10 protein-coding genes are annotated in these 14807 nt (G+C 32.4%); 9 read left to right on the top strand and 1 reads right to left on the bottom strand.

Translation table 11 applies throughout. The annotated features are described in order from the left end of the window. Window positions 1–19: 19 nt before the first annotated feature. From Q0873_RS09370 to Q0873_RS09410, 9 genes are all read left to right on the top strand, one after another. Entirely contained in the window at window positions 20–2371 is a 2352-nt protein-coding gene (locus tag Q0873_RS09370; RefSeq protein WP_299106425.1) for a TonB-dependent receptor, read from the top strand. Between the two features lie 59 nt (window positions 2372–2430). After that, window positions 2431–3663 (top strand): PepSY domain-containing protein, encoded by a 1233-nt coding sequence (locus Q0873_RS09375; RefSeq protein WP_299106427.1) that lies wholly within the window; start codon window positions 2431–2433, stop codon window positions 3661–3663. Window positions 3664–3744: 81 nt separating this feature from the next. Then, on the top strand, window positions 3745–4287 hold the full coding sequence (locus Q0873_RS09380; RefSeq protein WP_299106429.1) for a DUF2911 domain-containing protein: 543 nt from the start codon (window positions 3745–3747) through the stop codon (window positions 4285–4287). A gap of 491 nt (window positions 4288–4778) precedes the next feature. After that, entirely contained in the window at window positions 4779–5318 is a 540-nt protein-coding gene (locus Q0873_RS09385) for a porin family protein (RefSeq protein WP_299106432.1), read from the top strand. A gap of 85 nt (window positions 5319–5403) precedes the next feature. Next, on the top strand, window positions 5404–6339 hold the full coding sequence (locus Q0873_RS09390) for a 2-dehydropantoate 2-reductase (protein WP_299106435.1): 936 nt from the start codon (window positions 5404–5406) through the stop codon (window positions 6337–6339). Between the two features lie 141 nt (window positions 6340–6480). Next, window positions 6481–9294: a leucine--tRNA ligase gene (gene leuS, locus Q0873_RS09395; protein WP_299106438.1), complete on the top strand. Its 2814-nt coding sequence runs from the start codon at window positions 6481–6483 to the stop codon at window positions 9292–9294. Between the two features lie 106 nt (window positions 9295–9400). Then, complete coding sequence (locus tag Q0873_RS09400) at window positions 9401–10357, top strand: hypothetical protein (RefSeq protein ID WP_299106441.1); 957 nt, start codon at window positions 9401–9403, stop codon at window positions 10355–10357. A 50-nt stretch (window positions 10358–10407) separates the two neighbouring features. Next, the gene (locus tag Q0873_RS09405; RefSeq protein WP_299106444.1) at window positions 10408–11598 is read left to right on the top strand and encodes a GNAT family N-acetyltransferase; all 1191 of its coding nucleotides are present in this window, start codon (window positions 10408–10410) and stop codon (window positions 11596–11598) included. Window positions 11599–11613: 15 nt separating this feature from the next. Continuing rightward, window positions 11614–12486, top strand: a complete 873-nt coding sequence (locus Q0873_RS09410) for an acyl-CoA thioesterase II (RefSeq protein WP_299106446.1) — start codon at window positions 11614–11616, stop codon at window positions 12484–12486. Window positions 12487–12539: 53 nt separating this feature from the next. Here the strand turns inward: Q0873_RS09410 and Q0873_RS09415 are convergent, their stop codons facing one another. Beyond that, on the bottom strand, window positions 12540–14795 hold the full coding sequence (locus Q0873_RS09415; RefSeq protein WP_299106448.1) for an inorganic phosphate transporter: 2256 nt from the start codon (window positions 14793–14795) through the stop codon (window positions 12540–12542). Window positions 14796–14807: the final 12 nt, after the last annotated feature.

The raw sequence follows: 14807 nt of genomic DNA on the forward strand, positions 1-14807 counted from the left end.
ATATCAATTTATTTTCAAGATGAAAAAAGCAGCATTAATTATGTGCTTAGGACTGCTATTGCCTATTTTTAAAGGGTTTTCTCAAGTAACTTTTAAAGGAAAAATAGTAAACAAAGAAAATGAACCAGTCGTTGGAGCAACTATTGTTTCAACAGAAAATAAAAACAAAGGAACCGTTTCTGATATAGAAGGAAACTTTAGTATAAACCTAGAAACTTCAAAAGTAGAAGTATCTAGTATAGGCTATTTATCGAAATTAGTTGTGTTATCAGGGCAGAATAATCGTATTACTTTAGAATCTGCTATCGAAAGCTTAGAAGAGGTAATTATTTCTGCAAGTAGAGAAACACAAAAAAGAAAAGAAGTTCCTGCTTCCATAGGTCTATTAAATGCAAACCAAATAAAAGAAACCAAAGCATTTGGTATAGAACAATTGGTAAATCAAATACCAGGAGTATTTATGAGTACTTCTAAAGCGTCTAGTAATGAACAACATTTTATGGCAACACGTTCACCTATTTCAACCAAATCATTGTTTTTGTATGTTGAAGATGGTTTACCAATACGTCCGGTTGCAGTATTCAATCACAATGCTTTGTTAGAAATGAACAATACTACCTTTGAAAGAGTTGAGGTATTAAAAGGACCGGCATCGAGTATTTATGGTAGTGAAGCAATTGGAGGAAGTTTTAATTTTATAACGAAAAATCCAAGAAAGGATTTTGGAGGATCTATAGGATTTCAAATAAATGACCTTGGACTAACAAGGTATGAGCTGGAAGCTTCCACCACAGTAAAAGAAAAGTATGGCTTTTATATAGGCGGACATCATATTCGAAGAGATAATGGGGTTGTAGGACATTCCGATTATGAAAAAATAGCAATTTCTTTTAAAAATGTAAATGATTTTTCGGAAGATTTACAATGGACCAATAGCTTAACATACATCAACTATCGTTCAGATATGTCTGGTTCTATTTCAGAGAAAAATTATACCGATGGAAACTATGAAAGCAATCAAACATTTACCGAAAGAGAAGCCAAAGCATTTAGATTTCGTTCAACATTAGATAAATTTTGGAACAGTACTAATAAAACCTCTTTTAACTTTTTTTACAGAAATAATGAGATGAATCAACTACCATCTTATAGAATTAGACAAAATAGAGTGGGTGGTGTTTTAGACGGAACAGGTACTGGAGAAATTAATTCAAATAGATTTAAAAGTTATGTTGGGTTAATACAACATAAAATAGATTTTAACTTTGCTAATTCAAGCTTAATTGTTGGAGCAACTACAGATTTTTCTCCACAAGCTTATGAAGCAGAGAACATTGATGTTGTGGTAAATACCACTACTGCTCAAAATACAGACTATTCAATACGAAATGGAGATTATATCTTAAAGTATGAAGCAGATATATTTAATTATGCTGGGTATGCACAATTTGAAATATCACCATTAGAAAAAGTTAAGTTAACTGGGGCGCTACGTTATGACGGCTTTACCTATGATTATGATAATTTAGATGAAGGAAACTCAGGAGTACAAGACACAAAAATTAGTTATAATAACTATTCACCTAAATTAGGAATCAACTTAAATCTAACTAAACGCGCAGGGATTTACTCTAGCTATTCAAAAGGATTTACACCTCCTCAAGTTGGAACACTTTTTAGAAATGGAAAAAACAGAACGGGAAATGCGTTTTCTTTAAAACCAGCCAAATTTCACAATTACGAAATAGGAGGATATTTTACGATTCCATCAAAATTAAAAGTAGATGTTGCAATTTATCAATTAGATGGGATTGATAGATTAATTTCAATAAGAGACGATAGTGGAAATTTCGTGCAAAAGAATGCAGGGAAAACAACCTCCAATGGAATCGAATTAGGAGTGAAATATAACCTTTTAGAAAACTTATATATTAACTATAGCGGAAGCTATGCTACTCATAAATATCTTTCGTTTTTTGAAAATAATGTAGACTACTCGAATACCGATATGCAAACAGCTCCAAATTATATTGCAGTATCTACGATTAATTATAAACCTATTAAAAGCTTATTGTTAACTCTAGAACATGAACAAATAGGAAAGTACAATACAAGTTTTGAAGGACAAGCGGTAATAGGAAAAGATGCCTCTGGAGGAGATGTTTTGGGAACTTCTACATATGAAGGACACCATATTTTCAATTTTAGAGCAAATTATACCTACAAACAGTTTGAAATATGGGGGCAAGCACTAAACATTTTTGATAAACTGTATGCAGTAAGAGCTTCTTACAGTAGATGGAGTAAGCAAAACACTTATAGTGTAGGAAACCCAAGAGCTTTTCATTTTGGAGTAAAGTATAATTTTTAATAATGATCTAAAGCACAATTGACTGAATTAAGCTAGTTGTGCTTTTCAATTTTACTATAATGAAGAATCGAAAAATAAATCAATGGTTTTGGAAATGGCATTTTATTGCAGGTATAATTTCATTACCATTTGTATTGGTTTTGTCAATTACAGGAGGAATTTATTTGTTTAATCCTAAAGTGGAAAAAAAGGCAAAAACAACTATTCAAGAAATTAAAAAAACAGGGAAATCTATTTCATATCAAGGGCAGTGGGAAATAGCAAAACTTAGCATGAAGAAGCAACCAAACAGTATAGTTTTGCCTTCAAAACCAACGATGGCTACAGAATTTGTTTCAGGTAGGTTTAGTCATAAGAACTCTTTGTTTGTGAATCCGTATACAGGGAAAGTTACAGGTAATTTTACTCCAAAAGACACTTGGATGTATAAAGTCAGAAAATTACATGGGGAACTCTTAGGAGGTAAGGTAGGAACAAAAATAGTAGAGTTAATAGCTAGCTGGATGTTGGTGCTTATTCTAACTGGACTATATATTTGGTGGCCTTTTCAAAAGGGAATTAAAGGAGTTTTTACTCTTCGTTTTAAAGAAGGGAAGAGGATTTTTTTTAGAGATCTACATGCAGTACTAGGTTTTTGGATTTCTGGTTTACTCATTCTTACACTTGCCGGAGGATTGCCTTGGACCGATGTATTTGGAGCAAATTTTAAATGGGTACAAAAAGTAACGAATACAGGATACCCAAAAACATGGAACGGAAGAGGTTTAGTATCTAAAGTAAAAGAGAAACCCATGACTTTAGATGAAATGATGTTTATCGCAAAACAACAAGGTTTAAAAGGAACTGTAAGTATTGGACTTCCTAAAAATGCGAAGAGCACGTTTAGTGTTTCCAATAAAACAGTTGATTTAGAAGCTCAAAAAATGCTGCGTTTTGATCAATATTCAGGAGAATTGGTGAAAAAGCATACTTGGAGTGATGTAGGTTTTTTAATGAGAGGAAGAATGTGGGTAATGGCATTTCATCAAGGTCAGTTCGGCGGTTGGAATTGGTGGTTAATGTTTGGTGTGGCATTAGCACTAACAATTATGAGTGCAGCAGCTATTGTATCATATCTTATAAGAAAACCAAACAGTAAGTTAGGAACTCCAAAAGTGTCTAAAGATTTTAAAATAAACTATACAATTGTTACGTTTTTAATACTGTTAGGAGTAATGTTACCTCTTTTTGGTCTAAGTGTTTTGCTTATCATTGGGATTGAACAAATTAGAAAAAGAGCCTTTAGATTTTAATATTTTATTAAGAAAGTAACCTTGTAAGGATTTGTAATTTTGAGGACAAAGTTGAATGTAACCCGTTAAATATTTCAAGAAATGAAAAGATCAATTATAGTATTAATGATGTTTGTTGTTGCAGTTGTTTTTACAAATGAAGCAACAGCTCAGAATTTTTCAGGATTAGATAAAAGCCCTATGGATGCGTCGGCATTTCCATCTAATTGGAGAGTTTCTGATAAATTAGTAAAGGTCGTTTATAGTAGACCACAATTAAAAGGAAGAAAAATAGAACAATTAGCTCCTAAGGGAAAAGTATGGAGAACTGGAGCAAATGAAGCAGCAGAAATTACTTTTTATAAAGATGTAACTTTTGGAGGTAAGAATGTAAAAGCAGGAACTTATTCTTTATTTACTATTCCTGGAGATGATACATGGACCGTTATTTTAAGTAACGCTAAGAATGTATGGGGTTCTTATTTTTATAAAGAAAAAGAAGATGTTGCTAGAGTGGTAGCAAAGGTGACAAAAGCCAAAAAGACTTTAGAGGATTTTTCAATAACTTTTGATGGTGAAGATGAAAATGCAACAATGTATTTAGGATGGGGTGATGTAGTTATTTCTGTACCTGTAAAGGGATAAAAACCGCTGTCATAACGAATTAAAAGTGTCTGATTCTTAGAATTAGACACTTTTTTATTGGAAAAAAGGTGTGACTTTTTTAAATTTACGTGTCATAAAAGTACATATACCAGCTGGTTACATGTTTTAAAACAAGTGTTGATAATGTTTAAATGAAACATAAAGTAAATCTCACCTTATATAGAGATCCCTAAAAAGAAACATTTTATTATTGATATTGGAGTTTTAAAATCTGAAACTTTTATGTAATCCTTGTTGAAAGAAGATTTCTGTTATCCCTTGAGTACAATGATATAACCTACTTAATAATATTAAACTTCTTAACAAGATAATGAATGCTCAATATTTTTATTGAGCATTTTTTTGTTTGTTTAAAATATTGCTTATCAGTTAATTGCGTGTTTCTCTTGTCTTTTAAAATAAAACTCGAACATGTTTATGGCATCATAATTGATTCTTTCCTCTCAGTATAAAAATTAAAAATTAAGATTATGAAAAAACTACTATTGAGTTTATTGTTTTTAACAGGAGCATTCACTATCAATGCTCAAAGTGTAAAATTTGGAGTTAAAGGAGGATTGAACTTTGCAACTTTAAGAGGAGAGAATTTAGATGTAGATTCAAGAACTGGATTCCATGTAGGAGGGGTTGCAGAATTAAAATTTTCAGATAAGTTTTCGCTTCAGCCTGAACTTTTGTACACCGAGTTAGGAACAAAAAACTCAACAAATGAGTTGAGGTTGAATTACATTTCTCTTCCTGTAATGGCAAAATATTATTTGATAGACGGATTTTCTTTAGAAGCAGGACCTCAATTTTCGTTTTTAGTAAAGGATGAAGTCGAGACTCCTACAGCTACGATAGATCCTCAAACAGAAGATTTTGATTTAGGGTTAAATGTAGGTTTAGGGTATACCTTTAACAATGGTTTATTTATTCAATCGAGATATACCTTAGGAGTAACACCGGTACAGGAAAGCCCTGATGTTAAAAATGGAGCTTTTCAATTATCTTTGGGATATCAGTTCTAAAAAAAATATTATATTCAATAAAACCTCTTCTTTTTTTAACAGAAGAGGTTTTTCGTTTTTCGTAATTTTACAAAAAACAAAACCTATGAATATTGTAGTTTACGGAACAGGAGGTGTTGGAGGATATTTTGGAATTCGCTTAGCGCAGTCTGGGCAAAATGTAACTTTTATTGCAAGAGGGAAACATCTTGAAGCTATTCAAAAGAATGGTTTGCAATTAAAAAGTATCAAAGGAGACTTCACCTTAAAAAATGTAAATGCTACCGATGATGTTTCTACAATCTCAAATCCAGATTTGATTTTAATTGCTACTAAAACGTGGCAATTAGAAGAAGTGGCAAACAAAATTCAACCTATATTAAATGACAAGACGGTTGTTATTTCATTATTAAATGGAGCAGACAATGCAGAAAAGCTTGCCAGTATTCTAGGGGAGAAACATATGTTAGGTGGTTTGTGTAAAATTGTTAGTAAAATAGAGGAATACGGAGTTATCAATCATATGGCAATTGAACCGTATATAGCCTTTGGAGAGTTAGATAATAGCCAATCAACTAGAGTAAGAGAAATCAAAGATATTTTTGATAAAGCTGAAATCTTCAATCAAATTCCAGAAAATATACAAGTAGCTATTTGGTCTAAGTTTTTATTTATTACAACTATTAGTGCTCTTGGTGGACTTACAAGAGCTACTTTGGGAGAAATGAGAACACAACCAGAGGTGAGAAATTTATTATTAAAAACGGCAGAGGAGATCGTAGCTGTTGCAAATGCTAAAGGAATTCCTTTAAATGAAGAAAGTATTCAAAAAGTTTTTCATTTTATAGACAAACTTCCCTACGAAACAACAGCTTCTTTACAGCGAGACATCATGGAAGGACGTCCTTCAGAATTAGATTCACAAGTAGGAACTATTCATAAAATGGGTCAAGAATTAAACATCTCTACGCCTATCAATTCTTTTATTTACCATTCCTTAGTAATCACTGAAAAAAGAAACCGAAAAGAATCTTTAAGCTAATTAAAATCAGACTTTCTTCTTCCAAACAAGAATTGTAAATTTGCAGCTTCAAAATCACGTCATTGCGAACAAGGTGAAGTAATTTCTTAATGAAATGATCTCGCTTTTTATGTTTCGTACTGACAGGAATAAATTTAAAGAATGCAATACAATCATCAAGAAATAGAAAAAAAGTGGCAAGAGTATTGGGCAAAAAACCAAACTTTTAAGGCCAGTAATAATTCTGATAAGCCTAAATACTATGTATTAGATATGTTTCCTTATCCATCTGGAGCAGGACTGCATGTTGGACATCCATTAGGATATATCGCAAGTGATATTTATGCACGTTACAAGCGTCATAAAGGGTTTAATGTATTGCACCCACAAGGATATGATAGCTTCGGATTACCAGCTGAACAATATGCGATTCAAACTGGACAGCATCCAGCAATCACTACCGAAACAAATATTAAAACATATAGAGGACAGTTAGATAAAATCGGATTCTCATTCGATTGGTCTCGTGAAGTTCGTACTTCAAATCCAGAATATTATAAATGGACACAATGGATCTTTATCCAGCTGTTCAATTCTTGGTATAATAAAGATACAGACAAAGCAGAAGATGTAAGTACACTTGTAGCTAAGTTTGAAGTAGAAGGAAATGCTAATGTAAATGCTGTAGCTGATGAAGATATCAAGCAATTTTCTGCAGATGAGTGGAAGAACTTTAGCTCAAAAGAGCAACAAGAAGTTTTATTACAATATCGTTTAACCTATTTATCAGATACTGAAGTAAACTGGTGTCCGGCTTTAGGAACTGTATTAGCCAATGATGAAATTGTAAATGGAGTTTCAGAACGTGGAGGACATCCAGTAGTACGTAAAAAAATGACCCAATGGTCTATGCGTATTTCTGCATATGCACAACGTTTATTAGACGGATTAAATGGAATTGATTGGCCACAGCCTTTAAAAGACATTCAAACCAACTGGATTGGGAGAAGTCAGGGAGCCATGGTTACTTTTGATGTAGATGGACATGATGCAAATATTGAAGTATTTACTACAAGACCTGATACTATTTTTGGTGTGTCTTTTATGACCTTAGCACCAGAACATGATTTAGTAGCTAAAATTACAACTGATACACAACGTGAAACGGTAGAGGCCTATGTTGAAGCTACAGCAAAACGTTCAGAGCGTGATAGAATGGCTGATGTAAAAACCATTTCAGGAGTGTTTACAGGAGCGTATGCGTTACATCCGTTTACAGGAAAGCAAGTGCCAATTTGGATTGGAGATTATGTATTAGCAAGCTACGGAACAGGAGCTGTAATGGCAGTACCATGTGGAGATCAACGTGATTATGATTTTGCAAAGCATTTCGGATTAGAAATTCCAAATATTTTTGAAGGAGTAGACATTTCAGAACAAGCAAATGATACCAAAGAAGGAATTAAGTTAGCAAACTCTGATTTCTTAGATGGATTGAATTATAAAAAAGGAATGAAAACCGTAATCTATGAAATGGAAAAACGCGGTTTTGGTTTCGGAAAAATAAACTATCGTTTACGTGATGCAGTATTTAGCCGTCAACGTTATTGGGGAGAACCATTCCCAGTATATTACAAAGACGGAATGCCACAAATGATAGCAAATGAACATTTACCTATCGAATTACCTGAAGTAGAAAAGTATTTACCTACAGAAGATGGTAAACCACCATTAGGAAATTCTACAGAATGGGCTTGGTCTACAGAGACAAATTCAGTTGTTTCTAATGATCAAATTAATAATGAAACGGTGTTCCCATTAGAACTAAATACGATGCCAGGTTGGGCAGGAAGTTCTTGGTATTTTAACCGTTATATGGATGCTACAAATGATGGAGAATTTGTAAGCAAGGAAGCAGTTGAATATTGGAAAGAAGTAGATTTATATATTGGAGGTTCTGAGCATGCAACAGGGCATTTATTATATGCACGTTTTTGGCAAAAATTCTTATTTGATAGAGGATTCTTACCAGTTGATGAATTTGCAAAAAAATTAATCAACCAAGGAATGATCTTAGGAACTTCTGCAATTGTTTACAGAGTTTCTGGAACAAATAAATATGTTTCATTAGGATTAAAAGATCAATATCAAACAGAAGAGTTACGTGTAGATGTAAAGTTAATTAACTCTTCAGATGAATTAGATTTAGACGGTTTAAAGAATTGGCAACCTCAATTTGCAGATGCAGAGTTTGAGTTAGAAGACGGTAAATATATTGTTGGAAGAGAGGTTGAAAAAATGTCTAAACGTTGGTTTAATGTTGTAAATCCAGATGATATTTGTGAAGAATACGGAGCTGATAGTTTACGTTTGTTTGAGATGTTCTTAGGACCTTTAGAACAATTTAAACCATGGAAAACATCAGGTATTTCTGGAGTGTATTCATTCTTAAAGAAACTATGGAAGTTATTCCACAACGGAGAAAACTTTGAAGTTTCAGAAGGAGAAGCTACGAAGGACAACTTAAAAACATTACATAAAACCATTAAGAAAGTAGAAGAAGATATTGAGAATTTCTCATTCAATACTTCGGTTTCTACCTTTATGATTGCTGTAAATGAGTTAACTGCTCAAAAATGTAATAACAAAGCGATATTAGAACAATTACTAGTATTGGTATCACCATATGCACCTCATATCTCTGAAGAATTATGGAGTAAGTTAGGGTATGAAGAATCAATTTCTACGGCTGCTTTCCCAGTGTTTGATGAGAAGCATTTAGTGGAAAGCTCTAAGAATTACCCGGTTTCTTTCAATGGTAAAACACGTTTTACTTTAGAATTACCATTAGACATGAGTAAAGAAGACATTGAGAAAACGGTTATGGCACATGAAAAAACACAACAACAACTTCAAGGGCGAGAGCCAAAGAAAGTAATTGTTGTTCCAGGAAGAATTATCAACATTGTTGGATAGTTAGATTCTTCAATACAAAACTTAAAACTCCTTTGTTAATTTTAACAAAGGAGTTTTTTTATTATCATCTTTTTCTCAAATTTGTACGAACCCCAAAAAAATATCTATGAACAAATTATCATTCAACAGCTCTTGGCTGTTTTTAGTCATCCCAATAGGAATTGTCATTTTTGTAGTGATCCCTCAATTTCAAGGAACCTATAAGATTTTTCAAAAACAAGAATTAGAATACCAACAAAAAGTTGCTCAATTAGATTCGTTAAGATTAATAGAAAATCCACCTACAAAAGTCAAAAACCAAATCAAACGATTGGAAATCTCGGTGCCAATTTCCGAGAAGAGTATCGAAAGACAACGATACACATATTATAAAACAGGAGGAATGCTATTGGTATTGGCATTTATGTTTACAGGGATGTTTGGTTCCAGTTATCTTGCCAAACTAAAGAAAAAATCACCAAGCAATAAAGTAATTGAATTTAACTTTGAAGATCCAAGTAATGATGTTATTGGTAGAGAAATATCATGGAATGCTTTGGAGAACTCAGGAAGTAACTTTTTAAGTGAGCGTTTAAGAAAGACAGTTTCAGGATATAAAATAACTTCCAGTGGTTATATGAAAGTAGTTTCATGGAGTTTTTTCTTAATGGGATTGAATTATACTGCCTGGAGTTTTATCGAGCATTATAAATTCAAAGAAGAGAGTCTTGGTATTATGGAAGGAGGAAAAATATTTTTTACCTCAGGAGGTATATTTATGTTGATTGGCTTTTTCTTTTTGTTATCAAAAGGAACAAAAGTATTTTTCCATAAACATAAGCGAAAGATGGTTGTTGGAGGGAAAATCTTACCATTTAAAGATGCATATGCTTTACAAGTATTAGAAAAGTTTATTGAAGGAAATTCTTCGGGAAGTTATTTCTGTTACGAAGTTAACCTAGTAACTAAAGATGGAGACCGATATAATTTATTAAATCACGGAGATAAAGAATATTTGTTGAGTGATATGGTAAAAATTAGTAAAGCTTTAAATATTCCTGTATGGAATAGAGGAGTTGTGTAGTAATGTTTGCCAAAGTTTTAGTAATTTACACTCAAATTAGACGCAACTAAGTGAATATTTTATCCTGTACGAAACATTCAAATAACTATCAGTTTTACACTTCCGTAAAAGATGTACCTAAAGAAGTTTGGAAAGAACTACAATGTGAAGATAACTTATATCTGAGCATAGCATATCTTGAGGCACTAGAAGATCATAATGAAAGCATTGAATTTGTTTATTTGGTATTAACGAATGAGGCCAAGAAGCCTATTGCGTTTACCACCATACAAATTGTAGATTTTTATTTAGATAGTGTTCAGAATGAAATGCAATCTATTGTAGAATGGATTAAATGTATGGGGAGAAAATTGCGTGTTATTTCTCCAGAAGAACCGTTTAAAGTGCTTACAAGTGGAAACACGTTTGTAAGTGGTGAGCACGGTATTTTTATCAAGCAAGATCAAGATAAGAAGCAGGTTGTAAAAGATGTATCAAAAGGTTTATTAGAATATGCAAAATCGAAGTATAACGATTCGATTGATGCTTTTATGTTAAAAGATTTTCTAACAGAGTCTTTATACATTACAGATGAATTAAAGGAAGTACGTTTTAATTCTTTTAAAGTAGAACCCAATATGGTACTTACCTTAAATGAAAATTGGACTTCTTTTGATGACTATCTAGAGGCCATGAAAACCAAGTTTAGGGTAAAGGCAAAAAAAGCAATGAAGCAAAGTAGTAGCTTACGTGTGGAAGATATTACTGTGGAAATGTTAGATGATTTACTTCCTAAAATGACCGACTTGTATAAAAAGGTTTCAGGAAAATCTGGTTTCAATCTAGGAGATTTTGATTTAGCATCCTACAAGTGTTTAAAACGTAATTTAGGAGATAAGTATTTGCTAAAAGGATATTGGTTAGATGAACAATTGGTTGGTTTTATGTCTGGAATCATCAATCAGAAAACTTTAGATGCTCATTTCGTTGGAATAGATTATAAATTCAATAAATCATATGCAGTATATCAACGCATGTTGTATGATTATATTATTCTAGGAATTAAAGAAGGAGTTCATTGTATTAACTTTGGTAGAACGGCAAGTGAGATTAAGAGTTCTGTAGGTGCTGTGCCAGAAGATTTAACAATTTACTTACGTCATAAAAAGACCATACCTAATAAAATATTAAGTCTGTTTTTAGATAAAATACAACCCACAGAATTCAAACAAAAATTACCTTTTAAAGAGGTTAAGAAGTAGCAAAAACAAAATAGTATGAAAGATACTCAAGAGTTATTAGATATTTTAACTTTAGAAGATATTGGAGACAATAATTTTAATGGTGTTAGTAAGGATATTGGAAGTCCAAATGTATTTGGAGGTCAAGTATTAGCCCAATCCTTAAATGCAGCTTATAGAACTGTTCCTAAGAAACGTATATTACACTCATTACACTCTTATTTTTTAGAAGCAGGTAACTTAGAATTACCAATTACATATAATGTGCAAACTATTCGTGATGGAGGAAGCTTTTCAACACGAAGAGTTACAGCACATCAAAATGATAAAACCATATTTATACTGGCTTGTTCTTTTCATAGGAGAGAAGATGGGTATGAACATCAAATGCCAATTAAAAAGGATATAAAGCAACCAGAAGAGCTGTTTAGCTGGACAGATATGTTAGACCAATTTGGAGACTTTCTACCTGAGAAAATGAAAGCATTTTTAAGTATTGAGCGTCCAATTGATTTTAAACCAGTTCAAATAGCGAATCCGCTTGCAGCAGAAGATTTACCTCCAATTGTAGATGTATGGTTTAAGTTAAAAGGAGATTCATCAAATTTAGAATTGGCAATAAAGCAACAGATTTTAACCTACATTTCAGATTATAATATTCTTACTGCATGTTTGCATCCGAATGCCAGTGTGGCTAATTTTGGAAATACGCAAATGGCAAGTTTAGACCATTCAATGTGGTTTTACAGAGATTTTGATTTTAATGATTGGATGTTGTTTTCTATTGAAAGTCCGAACTCTTTTGGAGCAAGAGGATTTGCTTGTGGAAATATTTATACAAGAGATGGAAAACTGATAGCTTCAGTTGCTCAAGAAGGACTAATGAGACCGATGAAAAAAAAGAAATAAAGTAAATAAGTTATAAATAAAAAGCCGAGTGAATTTCACTCGGCTTTTTTATGTTATAGTTCAACACTTTTTGTACTCACATGGAACTCTTCATAGGTTTCTAGTAAACTCATTAAACCAGAAACTAAATCTTGAGTTTCAATTAAAATACCAAAGTATAGTGTTGTATTCTTTGGACTTGTTTCGTCTGTTCTAATTCTTTCCACTTGCTTTTCAATTGAGGCAGAAAGGTCTTGTAAAAGCTCTTTCTTTTCTTCAATAATTTGAGCAAGGTTGTCAAAAGATTTATTTTCAAAAGTACTGCTAATATCTCCTAAAAGCTTTGTTAGGGTATTATCAATATGTTTTAAATCTTTTATTTGTCCTTTTTTAAGGTTTTTGTGGTTGTTATTTACGTGTTTGTATGCAGAACGAGAAATATAACTAATAGACTGTGCTACGTCTTGTAAATAGCCTAAAATTAAAATGTAAAAACGACTTGCTTGAACTGATGTTTCATCTAATGATTTGATAAAGTAGAAAACTCCGTCTTTTAAACTATCAATTTCATCGTTAAGTTTAGTAACGTGTTTATCTGTTTTACGTAATTTAATTAAATCATGTGTAGCTAAATCATTTACTACATTAGAATATAATTTATTAATACGTTGCGCTACTTCTGCAATATGATCAGAACTCTCATCAATAACTCCATTAATAGAAATTAACTCAGCACGCTCAACAAACAATTGTTTCTTTTCTTCTTTTGCCTTACGAGAATAGATAATACTTGTTCTTACCAACATTCCAATTACTACTAATAGTAATACAGGGATCATTGCTTTATCCCAGCTAATCAAGTAAGCAACAATACCAGCTGCAACAAAAGCAACAATTGCAGTTAAGAACCAACCTGCTACTACGTTAATAACTCCAGCAACTCTATATACAGCACTTTCACGTCCCCAAGCTCTATCTGCTAAAGAGGTACCCATTGCTACCATGAACGTTACATAGGTAGTTGATAAAGGTAATTTCATTGAAGTTGCTATCGATATCAATACACTTGCCATAATTAAATTAACAGCAGCTCTTACCAAATCAAATGCAGGTAATTCGTAGGTTTTGTCTTTTGGTAATTTGATGACTGGCTTTTCAAACTTAGAGTTTAAGTAAGTTTGTGTTTTTTTGGGTATAACTAGGTTAAAACCTTGATTAGTTACCATGGCTAAACGAACTACAACTCTTGATAAATTATTTGGTTGAAATTTTTCTTGACCTTCTCCTTGACGAGATAAGTTAATTCCTGTTTCAATAACTGCTCTAGCTTTTTTAGAAGTCCATAAGGTAATTACCATGATTAAACCAGCTAATAATAATAACCATACGTTAGACGGTACTTTTTTAGCTAATACACCCATAGCAAATTCGTTAGCAGCAACCCCTGAAAGTTGCCATTCTTCATATGAATTTAAAGCCGCAATAGGTACTCCAATAAAGTTTACTAAGTCATTACCAGCAAATGCCATGGCTAAAGAAAATGTACCTACTCCAATAATTAATACTAAAATATTTACTTTAAATAGTTTAATTAACAAGTGAGAGATAGCTGTCCAAACAGCAAAACTTCCTGCTATTATTAAGACAGTATTACCTTCTAAAATACCTTTTAAACTCCCATAAAATGGAGTTCCTTTTAATCCTTTTATGATAATAAAGTAGGTAATGGCTGTAATAGCAAAACCACCAAACAATGCATTGATATAGTTTGGTCTTTTTTCAAAATCAAAAGAGTATATAATTCTTGAGAAGTATTGTACAATTGCCCCGACAGTAAATGCGACGACGACCGAAATGACAATACCAAATATAATTTCTGTTGCTTTTTGTGTATTGATATATGAAGCTAGGTCAGAAATAGTTTGAGCATCATTCGCTGAAATTTTTATCAACGCTATAGCTACTGCAGATCCTAATAACTCAAAAACAATAGACACTGTTGTTGAGGTAGGCATTCCCAGTGAGTTAAACACATCGAGTAGCAGAATATCGGTAATCATAACCGCCATAAATATGTACATGATTTCTTCAAACATGAACATATTAGGGTTAAAAATTCCTTTTCTAGCAACCTCCATCATTCCACTAGAGGTAATGGCACCAAAGAAAACACCAACACTGGCAATAATCATAATTGTTTTAATTGGTATTGCTTTAGAACCGATTGCTGAATTTAAAAAGTTTACAGCATCGTTACTAACCCCCACTACCAAGTCTAAAATTGCTAAAGCCGCTAAAGCGACTAACATTAAAATAAACGGATCTCCCATTTCTGTCTTTAA

The sequence above is a fragment of the uncultured Tenacibaculum sp. genome (genome assembly GCF_947498805.1).
In the GTDB taxonomy this organism is placed as follows: domain Bacteria; phylum Bacteroidota; class Bacteroidia; order Flavobacteriales; family Flavobacteriaceae; genus Polaribacter.

What these genes read in the sequence shown, in the direction of transcription:
- Q0873_RS09370 (WP_299106425.1), top strand. Translation starts at nt 20, where the DNA reads ATGAAAAAAGCAGCATTAATTATGTGCTTAGGACTGCTATTGCCTATT.
- Q0873_RS09375 (WP_299106427.1), top strand. Translation starts at nt 2,431, where the DNA reads ATGAAGAATCGAAAAATAAATCAATGGTTTTGGAAATGGCATTTTATT.
- Q0873_RS09380 (WP_299106429.1), top strand. Translation starts at nt 3,745, where the DNA reads ATGAAAAGATCAATTATAGTATTAATGATGTTTGTTGTTGCAGTTGTT.
- Q0873_RS09385 (WP_299106432.1), top strand. Translation starts at nt 4,779, where the DNA reads ATGAAAAAACTACTATTGAGTTTATTGTTTTTAACAGGAGCATTCACT.
- Q0873_RS09390 (WP_299106435.1), top strand. Translation starts at nt 5,404, where the DNA reads ATGAATATTGTAGTTTACGGAACAGGAGGTGTTGGAGGATATTTTGGA.
- leuS (WP_299106438.1), top strand. Translation starts at nt 6,481, where the DNA reads ATGCAATACAATCATCAAGAAATAGAAAAAAAGTGGCAAGAGTATTGG.
- Q0873_RS09400 (WP_299106441.1), top strand. Translation starts at nt 9,401, where the DNA reads ATGAACAAATTATCATTCAACAGCTCTTGGCTGTTTTTAGTCATCCCA.
- Q0873_RS09410 (WP_299106446.1), top strand. Translation starts at nt 11,614, where the DNA reads ATGAAAGATACTCAAGAGTTATTAGATATTTTAACTTTAGAAGATATT.
- Q0873_RS09415 (WP_299106448.1), bottom strand. Translation starts at nt 14,795, where the DNA reads ATGGGAGATCCGTTTATTTTAATGTTAGTCGCTTTAGCGGCTTTAGCA.